This window comes from Sphingopyxis sp., assembly GCF_050725655.1.
Classification (GTDB): Bacteria; Pseudomonadota; Alphaproteobacteria; order Sphingomonadales; family Sphingomonadaceae; genus Sphingopyxis.
In genome coordinates this window covers 17803-32386 of the sequence record NZ_JBOHHT010000060.1, presented here as the reverse complement: position 1 = coordinate 32386, position 14584 = coordinate 17803, and the positions used below count along the sequence as shown (strand labels likewise).

Below are 14584 nucleotides of genomic sequence, written 5' to 3'. Positions count from 1 at the left end.
CGATAGTCTCCTTACTTCGCGGCCGAGCGCGTGCGCTCGGTCTGCTGCGTCTTGATGCGGGCGATCGAGCGCCGCACTTCCTTGACGCGCGATGCTTTTTCAAGCTGGCCAGTGGCCGCCTGGAAGCGGAGGTTGAACGCCTCGCGCTTCAGTTCACCAAGCTGTTCCGACAGCTGATCGTCGGTCTTGGCCTTGAAATCTTCGGTCTTGGACATGGCCCTTAACCCTCCAGATGCGAGGTGTCGCCGAGACGGGCGATCACCTTCGTCTTGATCGGCAGCTTCATCGCCGCACGTTCGAACGCCAGCGCGGCGACGGGGCCGGGAACGCCGTCGAGTTCGAACAGGATGCGACCCGGCTTCACGCGAGCGGCCCAGAATTCCGGCGAACCCTTGCCCTTACCCATACGGACTTCGGCAGGCTTCGACGACACGGGGACGTCGGGGAAGATGCGGATCCACAAACGGCCCTGACGCTTGATCGCGCGGCTGATCGCACGGCGCGCCGCTTCGATCTGGCGTGCGGTGATGCGCTCGGGTTCCATCGCCTTCAGCCCGTAGGAGCCGAAGTTCAGGCTGGTTCCGCCCTTGGCATTGCCATGGATGCGGCCCTTGAAAGCCTTGCGGAACTTGGTTTTTTTCGGTTGCAGCATGTCAGCAGTCCTTAGCGGCGATCGTCACGAGCCGGACGGACGCCGGTCGTCTGTGCATCGAGCATCAGACGGTCGGTCGCCATCGGGTCGTGGCCGAGAATCTCGCCCTTGAAGATCCACACCTTGATACCGCACACGCCGTAAGCGGTGTGGGCGGTCGATTCGGCATAGTCGACGTTGGCGCGCAGCGTGTGCAGCGGCACCCGGCCTTCGCGATACCATTCGGTACGCGCGATTTCCGCGCCGCCAAGACGGCCAGCGCAGTTGATGCGGATGCCTTCGGCGCCCAGACGCATCGCCGACTGAACCGCGCGCTTCATGGCACGACGGAACGCGACGCGGCGTTCGAGCTGGTCGGCAATACCCTGGCCGACGAGCTTGGCGTCGACTTCGGGCTTGCGGATTTCGACGATGTTCAGCGACACGTCGCTGTTCGTCAGTTCACCGAGCTTCTTGCGAAGCTTTTCGATGTCCGCGCCCTTCTTGCCGATGATGACGCCCGGACGGGCGGCATAGATCGAAACGCGGCACAGCTTGGCCGGACGTTCGATCACGACCTTCGAGATCGCGGCCTGCGGCAGGTTCTTGAACACATACTGGCGGATCTTCAGATCCTCGACCAGCATGCGGCCATAGTCCTGGCCTTCGGCGAACCAGCGGCTGTCCCAGGTGCGGTTGACCTGCAGGCGCAGGCCGATCGGATTGCTCTTCTGGCCCATCTTACGCCTCTTCTTCCTGTTCGCGGACGACGATGCGGATGCGGCTGAACGGCTTGACGATCCGGGTCGACTTGCCGCGGCCACGTGCGTGCCAGCGCTTCATCGAGATCGACTTGCCGACGCTGGCTTCCTGGATGACCAGGGCATCAACATCGAGGTTGTGGTTGTTTTCCGCGTTGGCGACGGCGCTGGCGAGAACCTTGCGCACGTCGACAGCCATCGCCTTCTTCGAGAAGGTGAGGATGTTCATCGCGTCTTCGACCTTGCGACCGCGGATCAGCGCGGCAACGAGGTTCAGCTTCTGTGCCGAACCGCGAATCTGCGTGCCGACCGAGAGCGCCTCGTTATCCGCAACGCGGCGGGGGGACTTTTCCTTGCCCATTAGCGTTTGCCCTTCTTGTCGGCAGCGTGACCGGGGAAGAAGCGCGTCGGCGCAAACTCACCCAGCTTCATGCCGACCATGTCTTCATTCACCGACACCGGCACGAACTTGCGGCCGTTGTAGACGTTGAAGGTCAGCCCCACGAACTGCGGCAGGATGGTGGACCGACGCGACCAGGTTTTGATAGGCGCACTGCTGCTGCCTTCCTGGGCCGTTTCGGCTTTCTTGAGCAGATGGAGGTCCACAAAAGGACCCTTCCAGACCGAGCGAGCCATGGCTTACCTCTTCTTCTTCGCGTGACGCGACCGGATGATCATCTTGTCGGTCGACTTGTTCGAACGGGTGCGTGCACCCTTGGTCGGCTTGCCCCACGGGGTAACCGGGTGACGGCCGCCCGAGGTGCGGCCTTCGCCGCCGCCATGCGGGTGATCGACCGGGTTCTTTGCAACACCGCGCGTCAGCGGGCGCTTGCCGAGCCAGCGATTACGGCCGGCCTTGCCCAGGTTGGTGTTCTGGTTGTCGGGGTTCGACACCGCACCAACCGTGCCCATGCACTCGCCGCGGATATACCGCTGTTCGCCCGAACCGAGACGCACGATGACAAGACCGCGGTCACGACCGACGACCTGGGCATAGGTGCCGGCCGAGCGGGCAATCTGTCCGCCCTTGGACGGCTTCATCTCGATATTGTGGACGATCGTGCCGACCGGCATCTGCGACAATTCCATCGCATTGCCCGGCTTCACGTCGGTCTTCTTGCCCGCGACAACCGTGTCGCCGACCGCCAGACGCTGCGGCGCCAGGATATAGGTCTGCTCGCCGTCCTCATATTTGATGAGCGCGATGAAGGCCGTGCGGTTCGGATCGTACTCGAGCCGTTCGACGGTGGCCGGCATGTCCCACTTGCGACGCTTGAAGTCGATGAAGCGGTACTTCTGCTTGTGGCCGCCAGCGATACCGCGCGAGGTCACATGACCCTTGTTGTTGCGGCCACCGGTCTTGCTCTTGCCTTCGGTCAGCGCCTTGACGGGCTTGCCCTTCCACAGCGACGACTTGTCGACGAGGATCAGGCCGCGCTGCGCGGGGCTGGTCGGATTATAGGATTTAAGTGCCATTTTCTCTGCCTCTTCCTACAATCAGACGCCGGTCGTGACGTCGATCGTCTGGCCTTCGGCCAGGCGAACGATCGCCTTCTTCACGTCGCTGCGGGTGTAGGGCTTGCCCTTCCAGCGCTTGGTCTTGCCCTTGGTGATCAGCGTGTTGACGCTGAGCACCTTGACATCGAACAGCGCCTCGACGGCGGCCTTGATCGCGGGCTTGGTTGCGTCGTTCGCAACCTTGAACACCACGGCGTCATTTTCGCTGAGCAGCGTCGATTTTTCGGTGATCACCGGAGCGAGGATCACGTCATAGTGACGCGCGTCGACTGTTTTTGCCTTAGCCATTGAAGCGTGCCTCCAGCTTTTCGAGGCCGGCGCGGGTCAGAACCAGCGTATCGGCGCGCAAAATGTCATAGACGTTGGCACCCATCGCCGGCATCGCGTCGATGCCGATGAGGTTGGCCGACGCCATGGCGAAGCTTTCGTGCACTGCATCGCCATCGATGAACAGTGCGCGATTGCCGAGTTCGAGCTTGCCGAGCTGGCCGGCGAGCGCCTTGGTCTTGGCGTCCTTGAGCTCGAGCGTGTCGAGAACGAGAATCTTGCCGCCCTTCGCCTTGTCGCTCAGCGCCATTTTCAGGCCGAGCGTGCGGATCTTCTTGTTCAGCGAGTGACCGAAGGTGCGGGCCCGGGGACCGTGCGCCTTGCCGCCGCCGATGAAGATCGGAGCTGCGCGATCGCCGTGACGAGCCGTGCCGCCGCCCTTCTGGCGACCGAACTTCTTGCCGGTACGCGACACGTCGCTGCGTTCGCGGGCGGCGCGAGCCGGACCACGGCGCTTTTCGAGCTGCCAGCTGACGACACGGTGAAGGATGTCGGCACGCGGGTCGACGCCGAACACATCGTCGTTAAGATCGATGTCCGCGCCGGCCTTGCCGTCGATGGTGTGAACCTTGACCTTCATGATCAGGACTCCTGTGCGCCGTCGGTGGTGGCGGTATCGACGACGACGGTTTCTTCCGTCGGGGTCTCTACCGGTGCATCCGCCGGGGCTTCCTGGTTGGCGTTCGCCGCGCTCTTGATGCCCGCCGGATAGGGGGCTTCGGGGTGGCGCGGCAGCTTGACCGCATCGCGGACCATCAGCCAGCCGCCCTTCGAGCCAGGGACCGAGCCCTTGACGAAGAGAAGGCCGCGCTCGACGTCGGTGCGGACGATTTCGAGATTCTGCTGGGTGCGGTTGCGGGCGCCCATGTGGCCGGCCATCTTCTTGTTCTTGAAGACGCGGCCCGGATCCTGGCGGTTACCGGTCGAACCATGCGCGCGGTGGCTGATCGAAACACCGTGGGTTGCGCGCATACCGCCGAAACCCCAGCGCTTCATCGCACCGGCAAAGCCCTTACCCTGGGTCACACCCTGGATGTCCACGATCTGGCCGGCGACGAAATGGTCGGCCGACAGCTCCGCGCCGACGTCGAGCGTCGCGTCGTCGGCGACGCGGAATTCGACGATCTTCGCCTTGGGTTCGACTTCGGCCTTGCCGAAAGCGCCACGCTGCGGCTTCGCAACATTCTTCGCCTTCGCCGAGCCGGCACCGAGTTGAACGGCCACATAGCCGTCGCGTTCTTGTTCGCGCACAGAAATGACCTGACAGCCTTCGAGGCTCAGGACGGTGACGGGCACGTGGCGGCCGTCGTCCTGAAACAGGCGGGTCATCCCCATTTTCTTCGCGATCACGCCAGTCCGCATGATCATACTCCTCAACAGAGGCCGGGCGGACCATTCCGCACGGCGTGTGGGACCCCATCAAGGCGAACCCCGACGAGAACCCTCCCAGCCCAAAATTTCGATGCATCGCCCCGTCCGGGCTGAGGTGCCGCCTTCCCGTGGGAGAGCGGCGAGACGGGGGACGCAGCCCGGACCATATTTCTTCGCAAGGAAGAGATCCGGCGGTATCCACCCTATCGTCGGTCCGGATCTCGCCGGACAATGCAGTCACCGAAGTGTCCTGCCGATAGAGACCCCGGTTTTCACCGGGGCGTCGCTGGCCTTAAGCCAGCTTGATTTCTACGTTTACGCCCGCGGCGAGGTCGAGCTTCATCAGCGCGTCGACCGTCTGCGGGGTGGGCTGCACGATGTCGAGCAGCCGCTTGTGGGTACGCACCTCGAACTGCTCGCGCGACTTTTTGTCGACATGCGGGCCGCGGTTCACGGTGAATTTTTCAATACGCGTCGGAAGCGGGATCGGGCCGCGAATAAGCGCTCCGGTACGACGTGCCGTATCGGCAATGTCGGTGGTGGCCTGATCGAGCACGCGGTGATCAAATGCCTTCAGGCGAATGCGAATATTCTGCGTTTCCATGACTATTCCAGTCGAATCCCGTCTAACGATGCGAAAGAGCCGAAATGGCCTGCTCCGACTTCCGCAGGGAAGCCGGTTTGGCCATCAAAATTCTTTAAGCTACGAGCCGCCCGAATCACTTCCGAATCAGGCGGCTCGCGGCCCTATATTACTTTGTGATCGTCGCGACAACCCCTGCACCGACGGTGCGGCCACCTTCGCGAATTGCGAAGCGCAGGCCCGGGTCCATGGCGATCGGAGCGATCAGCTTGACTGCCAGCTGGACGTTGTCGCCCGGCATGACCATCTCGGTGCCCTCGGGGAGGATAACCTCGCCGGTGACGTCCGTGGTGCGGAAGTAGAACTGCGGACGATAGTTCGCAAAGAACGGCGTGTGACGGCCGCCTTCGTCCTTCGACAGGACGTACACTTCCGAGGTGAACTCGGTGTGCGGCTTGATCGAGCCGGGCTTGCAGAGAACCTGGCCACGCTCGACTTCTTCACGGCCGACGCCGCGGATCAGCGCACCGACGTTGTCGCCAGCCTGGCCCTGGTCGAGCAGCTTGCGGAACATTTCGACGCCGGTCACGACGGTCTTCTTGGTGTCCTTGATGCCGACGATTTCGACTTCTTCACCAACCTTGACGATGCCGGTTTCGATACGGCCGGTGACGACGGTACCGCGACCCGAGATCGAGAACACGTCTTCGATCGGCATCAGGAAGGGCTTGTCGAGCGGACGGTCGGGCTGCGGGATCCAGCTATCGACGGCTTCCATCAGCTTCAGGATCGCGTCCTTGCCGATGTTGTCGTCGCGGCTTTCCAGCGCGGCAAGCGCCGAACCCGTCACGATGGGAATGTTGTCGCCGTCGAAGCCACGCTTCGAAAGTTCTTCGCGGATTTCCATCTCGACGAGCTCGAGCAGCTCGGGATCGTCCAGCTGGTCGACCTTGTTGAGGAAGACGACCATGGTCGGAACGCCGACCTGCTTGGCGAGCAGGATGTGCTCCTTGGTCTGCGGCATCGGGCCGTCAGCGGCCGACACGACGAGGATCGCGCCGTCCATCTGGGCAGCGCCGGTGATCATGTTCTTCACATAGTCGGCGTGGCCCGGGCAATCGACGTGCGCATAGTGGCGGGCGCCGGTTTCATATTCGACGTGAGCGGTCGAAATGGTGATGCCGCGCTCGCGCTCTTCGGGCGCCTTGTCGATGTTTGCGAAGTCGACGGCGACGCCGCCGGTCGTTTCGGCCAGCACCTTGGTGATCGCTGCGGTGAGCGAGGTCTTGCCATGGTCGACGTGACCGATGGTGCCGATGTTGCAGTGCGGCTTGTTCCGCTCAAATTTAGCCTTGGCCATGTGTTTGAACCTTCTTGTTCGATGTTTCGGTTGATCAGTTTGGACGGACCCGCTGAATCAGGCGCCGCCCTTAGAGGGCTTTGCCGCGCGGCGCAAGTCCGCGCGGCTTTGACCCATCAGGCCATCTTGGCCTTCACTTCTTCGGCGACGCTCGTCGGCACTTCTTCGTAGTGCGAGAATTGCATCGAGTAGCTGGCGCGACCCTGGCTGAAGCTGCGCAGCTGGTTCACATAGCCGAACATGTTCGCCAGCGGAACGATCGCCTCGACGACCTGGGCGATGCCCCGGCTGTCGGTGCCCTGGATCTGCCCACGGCGGCTGTTGAGATCGCCGATCACGTCGCCCATGAAATCCTCAGGGGTAACGACTTCGACCTTCATCACCGGTTCGAGCAGCTTGATGCCGGCCTTTGCCGCCACTTCGCGCATCGCCGCACGGCCCGCGATTTCGAACGCCAGCGCCGACGAGTCGACGTCGTGGTACGCGCCGTCGGTGAGCTTGATTTCGAAGTCGATGATCGGGAAGCCGATCATGTGACCATTTTCGGCCGACTCGCGCATGCCCTTTTCGACCGACGGGATATATTCGCGCGGAATGTTGCCGCCCTTGATCTCGTCGCTGAAAACGATACCCGAACCGCGCTCGCCGGGAACGACGGTTACCTTGACGCGGCCGAACTGGCCCGAGCCACCCGACTGCTTCTTGTGGGTGTAATCGACATCGACCGACTTCGCGAGCGACTCGCGGTACGCCACCTGCGGCGCGCCGACGTTCGCTTCGACCTTGAACTCGCGCTTCATGCGATCGACGAGGATGTCGAGGTGAAGCTCGCCCATGCCCTTGATGATCGTCTGGCCCGATTCATGGTCGGTCGAGACGCGGAACGAGGGATCCTCGGCGGCCAGACGGTTGAGCGCGATGCCCATGCGTTCCTGGTCGGCCTTGGTCTTCGGTTCCACCGACAGCTCGATGACCGGCTCGGGGAATTCCATCCGCTCGAGGATGATCGGCGCGTTGGTCGCGCAGAGCGTGTCCCCGGTGGTGGTTTCCTTGAGGCCGGCAAGCGCAACGATGTCGCCCGCAAAGGCTTCCTCGATGTCTTCGCGGCTGTTCGCATGCATCAGCAGCATACGGCCGACCTTTTCCTTCTTGTCCTTCACCGAGTTCAGGTACGTGCCCTTGTTCAGAGTACCCGAATAGATGCGGGCAAAGGTGAGCGAACCGACGAACGGATCGTTCATGATCTTGAAGGCCAGAAGCGAGAGCGGCGCCTCATCGGTGGCCGGACGCGAATCGGGGGTCACGCCGTCGAGCTTGAGGCCCTGGACGTCGGGAATGTCGAGCGGGCTCGGCAGATAGTCGACGACCGCGTCGAGCAGCGTCTGGACACCCTTGTTCTTGAACGCCGAGCCGCAGAGGACCGGAACGAACGCCTGCGCCAGCGTGCCCTTGCGGATCAGCGCCTTGAGCTGGGGAACTTCGGGGAGCGTGCCTTCGAGATAGGCTTCCATCGCGTCGTCGTCCTGTTCGACGGCAAGCTCGACGAGCTTTTCGCGATATTCGGCGGCCTTGTCGACGAGATCGGCGGGGATTTCCTCATAGAAGAATTCGGCGCCGAGGCTTTCGTCCTTCCAGATGATCGCGCGCTCGTTGACGAGGTCGACGAGGCCCTTGAAATCGCCTTCGGCACCGATCGGCAGGTACAGCACCGCCGGAACCGCACCGAGGCGATCGACGATCGTCTGGACGCAATAATAGAAATCGGCGCCGGTGCGGTCGAGCTTGTTGACGAAGCACATGCGCGGCACTTTATACTTGTCGGCCTGGCGCCACACGGTCTCCGACTGCGGCTCGACGCCGGCAACGCCGTCGAACGCGGTGATCGCGCCGTCGAGCACGCGCAGCGAACGTTCGACTTCGATCGTGAAGTCGACGTGGCCGGGGGTGTCGATGATGTTCAGGCGATGCTCGGGGCCCTGACCTTCTTCGGCCTTCCACAGGCAGGTCGTCGCAGCCGACGTGATCGTGATGCCGCGTTCCTGTTCCTGCTCCATCCAGTCCATCGTTGCGGCGCCGTCATGGACTTCGCCGATCTTGTAGGACTTGCCGGTGTAGTAAAGGATACGCTCGGTCGTCGTGGTCTTGCCGGCGTCGATGTGCGCCATGATCCCAAAGTTGCGATAATTTTCGAGCGGATGGCTGCGTGCCATGGTCTTTTCCTTGGATGTGGGGGACGGCCTTTGGGGCCGCCCCCGATATAGGAATGATTGTTACGATTGCGAGACGCCAGATTGCGAGAACCGGCCGTCCCGCGAGCGCTTACCAGCGGTAGTGGCTGAAAGCGCGGTTGGCTTCGGCCATGCGATGCGTGTCTTCACGCTTCTTCACGGCATTGCCACGGTTGTTCGACGCGTCGAGCAGTTCGCCCGACAGGCGCGCGGCCATCGTGGTTTCGCTGCGGTTGCGCGCAGCGGTGATCAGCCAGCGGATCGCGAGCGCCTGCGCACGTTCCGGACGGACTTCGACCGGAACCTGATAGGTCGCACCGCCGACACGGCGGCTGCGGACTTCGATGTTCGGGCGGATGTTCGCCAGCGCTTCGTGGAACACGCCGATGGGTTCCTTCTTGGCACGGGCTTCGACCGATTCAAGCGCACCGTAAACGATGCTTTCGGCGACCGACTTTTTCCCGTCCAGCATGACGCTGTTCATGAATTTCGACAGCACCGTATCACCGAAACGGGGATCGGGCAGGATTTCGCGGCGTTCAGGACGACGACGACGAGCCATAGGTAATTCCTTTTACAACAGCATCCCGGCGCCAAGGCAGCCAGGGATGATCAAATAGCCGAAAAAGCGGTCCTTACTTCGGACGCTTCGCGCCGTACTTCGAACGGCTCTGCTTGCGGTCCTTCACGCCCTGCGTATCGAGCACGCCGCGCAGGACGTGATAACGCACACCGGGAAGATCGCGGACACGACCGCCGCGGATCAGCACAACGCTGTGTTCCTGGAGGTTGTGGCCTTCGCCCGGGATGTAGGTGATGACTTCGCGCTGGTTGGTCAGGCGGACCTTCGCAACCTTACGGAGCGCCGAGTTCGGCTTTTTCGGGGTCGTCGTGTAGACACGGGTGCAAACGCCGCGCTTTTGCGGGTTTGCGTCCATCGCCGGGACCTTGGACTTCACCTTCTGGGGAGTCCGGCCCTTGCGGACCAGCTGGTTGATCGTGGGCATGAATGCTTCACCTTTAAATGTCCGCCCATCAAAGCGAACGGTTACTGTACTGCGGTGGACGAAGCTCCGGCCGCTGACCCGCCAAAAATGGCGAAAAACGGCCGACCTGATAACAGCAAAAGACCCCGGCGGATCGCTAAGATCTTCCGGAGGCTCCATCCGCGCCAGCAATGTTCAAGCGCTGTTGCAACTGAAAGAGGCAGCAAACTGCCCTTTTCGGTCGAGCGCGCCCCTAGACCCGATTCCCCCCATGGTCAAGGGGCGCGGGTCAAAGGGCGGGCAATATTGTTGCGCCGGTCGGGGCGGGCTATCGGTCGCCCATGCCCGCCGTTCGCCACGCCAGCTTTGCGCCCCACATCGCACCCGACACGCGATTGCTGGTTCTGGGAAGCCTGCCCGGCGTCCGCTCGCTCGCCGAACAGCAATATTATGCGCATCCAACCAACCAGTTCTGGCGCCTGCTCGGCGAGGTCGTCGGCCGGCCACTCGCGGATCTGCCCTATGCCGAGAAGCTGGTCCTACTCCGCGCGGCAAAGGTCGGGCTGTGGGACGTGATCCGCAGCGCCGAGCGGCACATGAGCAGCGACTCGCTGATCCGCGAAGCCGAGGCACATGACCTCGCGGCGCTGATCGCCGATCTTCCCGACCTGCGCATGATCGCCTTCAACGGCGGCAAGGCCGCGGTGATCGGGCGAAAGCAGTTGCCGGCACTGACGGACGTGGTCGTGATCGATTTGCCGTCGAGCAGCGCGGCAAATACGAGCGGCTATGCAGCGAAGCTGGAGTGGTGGCTGACGCTACGCAAAGCGTTGGCCGACTCATGATCCTCCCTGCGGCAATGCCGTGGGAAGGGGGACCATCCAAAGGATGGCGGAGGGGCAGCGACGTCGCGCAAAAGGCCCCTCCGTCCGCGCGTCGCGCTGCCACCTCCCCATGCCTGCGGCACAGGGAGGATCATTCGTCAGTCGATCACTTCCCCGCGCGCCATCACGAAATCGATCTTCTTCAGCACGCGCACATCGGCGACCGGGTCGCTCGCGACGGCGATGATGTCGGCGCTCTTGCCCGGCGCGATCGTGCCGATCTCGTTCGACAGCCCAAGCAGGTCGGCGGCATTGACCGTTGCGGCCTTCAGCGCCTCGACCGGCTTCATCCCGTGCTGGACCATCAGTTCGAACTCGTCGCCGCCCCGGCCATGCTTCGACACGCCGGCATCGGTGCCGAACGCGATGCGCACACCGCGCGGGACGAGCTGCTCGAGGCTCTTGCCGGTGATCGAAATGCGCCACTGGATCTTGGCGAGCACGTCGGGTTCATAGGCGTTGGCGTTCGCCGCGATGCGTTCCTTATAGCCGTTCACCGTCGACAAGGTCGGGACATAATAAGTCTTTGACTTCGCCCAGGCCGCGATCGTCGTCTCATCAAGGATCGTGCCATGCTCGATCGAATCGGCGCCGGCATCGATGGCGAGGCGGATGCCGTCGGCGCCGTGCGCGTGGACCGCGACCTTTTTCCCGAACAGATGCGCGGTGTCGACGATCGCCTGCGCCTCGTCGTCGAACATCTGCTTGCCGAGCCCGGCGCCGATGCGGCTGTTGACCCCGCCGGTCGAGGCGAATTTGATCACATCAGCGCCGCGTCCGATCTGGAGCCGCACCGCGCGGCGGCAATCGTCGGCGCCGTTGCAAGTGTTCCCCGCGCCCGCGAAGAAGGGCCGGAGCTCGTCGCGATAGCCGAGCGAGCCGTCCATATGACCCGCGCTGCCCGAAATGCTGTTGCCCGCATCGACGATGCGCGGCCCCTGCACCTTGCCCGCGAGGATCGCGTCGCGCAGCGCCAGTGTCGCGCCGTCGCCGTCACCGAGGTTGCGCACCGTGGTAAAGCCCGCGCGCAGCGTCTTCATCCCGTTCGCCTCGGCGTTGAACGCCTGCGCCGCAGGGCTGAGCGTGACTTCCTCAAGCTGGCCGGCGATGCCGCCCGCATCGCTCGTCAGATGGACGTGGCTGTCGATCAGGCCGGGGAGGACATATTTGTCCTTGAGGTCGATCAGCGTCGCACCGGGGTCGGCGGGCTGATAACCGTCGGCGATGCTCACGATCCGGCCGTTTTCGACGATGATCGTCGAGGCGCCGCGGACCGGCTTGCCGGGTTCGGCGAGCAGTTGGCCGGCGTGGATGATTGTGCGCGCGGGCGCCTGCGCAGCGATCGGCGAGGCAAGCGCCGCGCCGAGCAGCGCGAGCGGAAGGACGTAAATCGGCTTCATATTGGCATCCCCTGTTTTGAATTTGGGGAGCGTTAAAGCCGATCAGAAGCCCATCGTAAAGCGGAGCGCCGCGCCCTGGTCATCGGGCATCGCGGCGATATGCCCGGGATCGCGGCGCCACCAGCTATTCGCGATCAGCTCGCCGCCGAACAGCGACAGCGCATAGCTCGCCTCGACGATCAGCTCGCGGCCGGTGGGGGCCAGATTATAGGTGCGGCGGCCGAAGTCGGTGCGGCCGGTCGCATAATCGTGCGCGACGGGGAGCAGGAGGTGGATACCGCCGCGCGCAACGCGCAAGGGCTGGGCGAAACGAAGCGCCGCGCGATCATCCGAATGGAACAGCCCGGCCTTGGCGATGTCGAAGGAGAAGGTGGTGGACCAGAGCGCGCCGCCCGCGATCAGGCCGTGCCGGTCGGGGCGCGTCCACATTTGCCGCCAAGCACCCGACAGGCTCCACCCGTCGGCGAGATCGGCGCCGAGGGCCGCATCGCCCACGAGGCTGGTCGCGCCGCCGGCGCCAAAGACGGGACCGAGGCGGGCGCCGAGGAGGCTGTCCGATTCGCGCAGCCAGCTGGCGCCGAGCGCGGTGCGGACGGGGCCGATGCGACCGTCCCACGCGGCGCCGATGCGCTGGTAGCGGCTGTCATGGCCCGATCGGGTGCGGAGGAGGGGGTCATCCTGCCAGCGCGATCCCGATACAAAGCCATTTTCCAATATGATATTAACATATTGATTATTAATGATATTATGACGAATTATCGCACCGATTCCGGGACTGGCGGCGAAGCCGAGGCCCTCGTGCGCGGCGTCGCCGATCAGCATCGCATGGCCGCTGTCGCCACGCTCGCCCGCGAGCAGGCCGCCGGTGCCGCGGCCGGCCGTAAAGCCGACGCGCGTGCGCGCGTCGAGGCGCGTCATCACCGAGGCGGCGAGGGTGCGTGCCCGCTGCGCGTCGTGGAAGGAGAGGCCCGCGAGCGCGTCGGTGCCGCCCGTGCCCGGCGCAGTGACGAGCGAGAGCGAGAGCGACTGGCCGACGGCGCTCTGCTGGCGGACGAGGCCGCCGATCGCGCCCGACAGTTTGAAGTCGGGGCGGTGCGGACCGAGCGCACCGCCGAAATCGACGTTGAAGGCGCGGCCGAACCCGTCGGTGACGAGGCCCATGGTGCCGGCCCCGCCCGCATCGCCCATCGGGCCGCCGAGGACGCCCAGCGGCGCATCGAGTGCGACCGCGGTCGAGGTGCCCGCGAGCGATGTGGCGCCCATTGGCTGAAAGGCGCGCGCAATGTCGAGGATGCCCTGTCCGTACACGGCATCGTCGCCCGCCGCGCCCGCGTCGCGCGCCGATTGATAGAGAAGCGAGACGATCTGCTGGCTCGACAGGTTCGGAAAGGCTTGCGCGATCAGCGCGACCGCGCCCGCGACCTGCGGCGCCGCGAAGCTGGTGCCGTTGAGCACGAAGACGAAATTGCCCTGCGTCTTGAGCACGCCATTTTCATAGGCGCAGCACACACCCTCACCGAGCGCGGTCAAATAGGAGCCAGCATAACCGCCGGCGCGGTTGCTGAACCCCGAAATCGCACCATTTTCGTTGACCGATCCGGCGATGACGACAAGCCCGCCGCCGGCGTCGCGCAGCCCGCGCGCGAAGAAATCGGGGTTGTTCGGATCGTTGCCATTCGCGGTCGTATCGCCCTCATTCCCCGCCGAGACGATGACGATGATTCCCGCCGCGGTCGCGCGCGAGACGGCGGCGCGCAGCGTCGCACCGGGCGGGTCTTCGCCGCCGAGCGAGATGTTGACGACGCGCGCGCCCGCGCCGACCGCGCGGTCGAGCCCGGCCGCGATCGCGGTTTCGGGGAAGCGGCAGCCGCTTTCGTCGTTCGTCGGGTCCTCGGTCGCGCAGCTGCCCGGCCGGTCGGCGCGCAGCACGAGCAGGCTGGCGTTGAAGGCGATACCGAAGGTGCCGGCGTCATTCTTTCCGCCGAGCAGCACCTGCGCGACGTTGGTGCCGTGCGTCCCCTCGCCATTGATTCCGCGCGATCCCGCGACGTCGGCCGACTGCGACGAGATGCGACCGGCGAATTCGGGGCTGTCCTGATCGATCCCGTCGTCGATCACCCCCGCGAGGATATTCTGCCCCGTCACCCCCGCCTGATAGGCGGTGATCGCGCCGTGGAAATTGACCCCGTCGGACATGCGCGTTTCGGCGGTGTTGAAATTGCCTGGTGGCGGCGGGGTCGGGGTAGGTGTGGGCGTCGGAGTTGGCGTCGGTGTAGGCGCGGACGGCGGCGCGGGAGTCGGGGAGGGGCGGGGCGTGCCGCCACCACCGCCGCATCCTGCCAGCGAAAGCGCGGCGATGCCGAGCAAAAGGGGCAAAGGCCGCCCGGTGCCCCGCCGGATGCTGCTGCGTCGGTTCGCGTCGGCCATCGCCGTTCCCCTTTGGCTGATACCCGCCTTTTAGCGCGGCGGAGGGGGGAGGGGTAGCATCATGCGGTTAATCGAGAGTTCTGACCCTCCCTGCGGCGGAGCCCTGGG

17 protein-coding genes are annotated in these 14584 nt (G+C 64.2%); 1 reads left to right on the top strand and 16 read right to left on the bottom strand.

Translation table 11 applies throughout. The features are described 5' to 3' along the window. Positions 1-11 precede the first annotated feature (11 nt). The 14 genes from rpmC to rpsL all read right to left on the bottom strand — a co-directional run bounded on the left by rpmC (position 12) and on the right by rpsL (position 9786). Positions 12-215: a 50S ribosomal protein L29 gene (rpmC, locus tag ACREBX_RS08525; protein WP_088439832.1), complete on the bottom strand. Its 204-nt coding sequence runs from the start codon at positions 213-215 to the stop codon at positions 12-14. Positions 216-220: 5 nt separating this feature from the next. Beyond that, positions 221-652 (bottom strand): 50S ribosomal protein L16, encoded by a 432-nt coding sequence (rplP, locus tag ACREBX_RS08520; protein ID WP_037515653.1) that lies wholly within the window; start codon positions 650-652, stop codon positions 221-223. An 11-nt stretch (positions 653-663) separates the two neighbouring features. After that, the gene (gene rpsC, locus ACREBX_RS08515; protein ID WP_431561316.1) at positions 664-1371 is read right to left on the bottom strand and encodes a 30S ribosomal protein S3; all 708 of its coding nucleotides are present in this window, start codon (positions 1369-1371) and stop codon (positions 664-666) included. Between the two features lies 1 nt (position 1372). Beyond that, positions 1373-1753, bottom strand: a complete 381-nt coding sequence (gene rplV, locus ACREBX_RS08510) for a 50S ribosomal protein L22 (protein WP_088439838.1) — start codon at positions 1751-1753, stop codon at positions 1373-1375. Next, positions 1753-2028 carry a 30S ribosomal protein S19 gene (gene rpsS / locus ACREBX_RS08505; protein ID WP_166945010.1) on the bottom strand — a complete coding sequence of 92 codons (276 nt, stop codon included), beginning with the start codon at positions 2026-2028 and terminating at the stop codon, positions 1753-1755. Before rpsS ends, rplV begins: the two co-directional genes overlap by 1 nt. Before the next feature lie 3 nt (positions 2029-2031). Further along, entirely contained in the window at positions 2032-2868 is an 837-nt protein-coding gene (gene rplB / locus ACREBX_RS08500; protein ID WP_431561315.1) for a 50S ribosomal protein L2, read from the bottom strand. A 21-nt stretch (positions 2869-2889) separates the two neighbouring features. Beyond that, positions 2890-3198, bottom strand: coding sequence for a 50S ribosomal protein L23 (locus ACREBX_RS08495; protein ID WP_037515644.1), 309 nt, complete (start codon positions 3196-3198; stop codon positions 2890-2892). Then, the gene (rplD, locus tag ACREBX_RS08490; RefSeq protein WP_039578275.1) at positions 3191-3817 is read right to left on the bottom strand and encodes a 50S ribosomal protein L4; all 627 of its coding nucleotides are present in this window, start codon (positions 3815-3817) and stop codon (positions 3191-3193) included. Before rplD ends, ACREBX_RS08495 begins: the two co-directional genes overlap by 8 nt. 2 nt (positions 3818-3819) lie before the next feature. After that, entirely contained in the window at positions 3820-4599 is a 780-nt protein-coding gene (gene rplC, locus ACREBX_RS08485) for a 50S ribosomal protein L3 (protein ID WP_431561314.1), read from the bottom strand. Positions 4600-4900: 301 nt separating this feature from the next. Further along, positions 4901-5212, bottom strand: coding sequence for a 30S ribosomal protein S10 (gene rpsJ / locus ACREBX_RS08480; protein WP_003042199.1), 312 nt, complete (start codon positions 5210-5212; stop codon positions 4901-4903). Positions 5213-5360: 148 nt separating this feature from the next. Further along, entirely contained in the window at positions 5361-6551 is a 1191-nt protein-coding gene (gene tuf / locus ACREBX_RS08475) for an elongation factor Tu (RefSeq protein ID WP_431561313.1), read from the bottom strand. Between the two features lie 116 nt (positions 6552-6667). Further along, positions 6668-8761 (bottom strand): elongation factor G, encoded by a 2094-nt coding sequence (fusA, locus tag ACREBX_RS08470; RefSeq protein WP_431561312.1) that lies wholly within the window; start codon positions 8759-8761, stop codon positions 6668-6670. A gap of 109 nt (positions 8762-8870) precedes the next feature. Then, a complete protein-coding gene (gene rpsG / locus ACREBX_RS08465) occupies positions 8871-9341 on the bottom strand; it encodes a 30S ribosomal protein S7 (RefSeq protein WP_039578261.1) in 471 nt (156 codons plus the stop codon). A gap of 73 nt (positions 9342-9414) precedes the next feature. Continuing rightward, a complete protein-coding gene (gene rpsL / locus ACREBX_RS08460) occupies positions 9415-9786 on the bottom strand; it encodes a 30S ribosomal protein S12 (protein WP_037515637.1) in 372 nt (123 codons plus the stop codon). A gap of 320 nt (positions 9787-10106) precedes the next feature. Between rpsL and ACREBX_RS08455 the strand changes: the two genes are divergently transcribed. Next, positions 10107-10610 (top strand): DNA-deoxyinosine glycosylase, encoded by a 504-nt coding sequence (locus ACREBX_RS08455; RefSeq protein WP_431561311.1) that lies wholly within the window; start codon positions 10107-10109, stop codon positions 10608-10610. 137 nt (positions 10611-10747) lie between these two features. Here ACREBX_RS08455 and ACREBX_RS08450 read toward each other — a convergent pair whose 3' ends face one another. Both ACREBX_RS08450 and ACREBX_RS08445 read right to left on the bottom strand, forming a co-directional pair. Further along, the gene (locus ACREBX_RS08450) at positions 10748-12049 is read right to left on the bottom strand and encodes an amidohydrolase family protein (RefSeq protein WP_431561310.1); all 1302 of its coding nucleotides are present in this window, start codon (positions 12047-12049) and stop codon (positions 10748-10750) included. Positions 12050-12091: 42 nt separating this feature from the next. Next, positions 12092-14476, bottom strand: coding sequence for a S8 family serine peptidase (locus tag ACREBX_RS08445; protein ID WP_431561309.1), 2385 nt, complete (start codon positions 14474-14476; stop codon positions 12092-12094). Positions 14477-14584 lie beyond the last annotated feature (108 nt).